1 protein-coding gene and 1 pseudogene are annotated in these 1,150 nt (G+C 62.7%); both read left to right on the forward strand.

Annotated features, from left to right (window positions below):
• Nucleotides 1–269 (forward strand): annotated as a pseudogene (locus tag Q8K05_RS13410) (nitrate ABC transporter substrate-binding protein); the annotation flags it as partial.
• Between the two features lie 57 nt (nucleotides 270–326).
• A partial coding sequence (gene ntrB, locus Q8K05_RS13415; RefSeq protein ID WP_305247114.1) for a nitrate ABC transporter permease occupies nucleotides 327–1,150 on the forward strand: 824 nt, incomplete at its 3' end.

Below are 1,150 nucleotides of genomic sequence, written 5' to 3' on the forward strand. Positions count from 1 at the left end.
TCAACGACGGCGCCGTCAACTTCCCCTACCTGTCTGACGGCATGTGGTTTTTGACGCAGCACAAGCGCTGGGGCCTGATCAAGGACCACCCCGACTACCTCGGCATCGCCAAACAGATCAACCAGATCGACATCTACAAACAGGCCGCCAGCGCCGCCAAGGTGAATGTTCCGAAGGACGCGATGCGCACCAGCAAGCTGATTGACGGCACGGTCTGGGACGGCAAGGACCCGAAAAAGTACGCCGACAGCTTCAAGATTCGCGTCTGAACAGACGTTCGAGCGTGATTGCAGATTCATTGAATACCCAATTGAAGAGGTGATGCCATGGTCAGTGCCGTATTTCACAGTCCGCTCGAGGCCGCCGCGCCACCAGCGCCCGGCGGCGAAAAGAGCCGGGAAGAAAATGCTACGCCTTTGATAGCTGCCACCCCAGTAAATACGGGGGCTACAGGCCTTAAAAGCTTAAAAAATGAGACCGCAACCCCGGCCGTGCGGCGGCCGTGGGATGCCTCCTTCATCTGGCAGCGCATCTTGCCGCCGCTGCTGGGCATGGGCCTGCTGGCGCTGGTCTGGGAGCTGGTGTCGCGGGGCACGGGCGCCAGCATCCCCTCGCCCCAGGACACGCTGGCGCAAGCCGCGGTGATCTTCAGCGATCCGTTTTACAGCAAGGGGCCCAACGACCAGGGCATAGGCTGGAACATCCTGTCCTCGCTCAAGCGCGTGGCCGTGGGCTTTGGCCTGGCCGCTGCGGTCGGAATTCCGGCCGGTTTCCTGATCGGCCGTTTCACTTTCTTGAGCCGCATGTTCAACCCGCTGATCAGCCTGCTGCGCCCGGTGTCGCCGCTGGCCTGGCTGCCGATTGGCCTGCTGGTGTTCAAGGGCGCCGACCCGGCCGCCATCTGGACCATCTTCATCTGCTCGATCTGGCCCATGATCATCAACACCGCCGTGGGCGTGCAGCGCGTGCCGCAGGACTACATGAACGTGGCCCGCGTGCTGAACCTGTCCGAGTGGAAGATCATCACCAAGATCCTGTTTCCGTCGGTGCTGCCCTACATGCTGACCGGCGTGCGCCTGGCGGTGGGCACGGCCTGGCTGGTGATCGTCGCCGCGGAGATGCTCACCGGCGGCGTGGGCATCGGGTTCTG

This window comes from Polaromonas sp. (assembly GCF_030682935.1).
GTDB lineage: Bacteria > Pseudomonadota > Gammaproteobacteria > Burkholderiales > Burkholderiaceae_C > Polaromonas.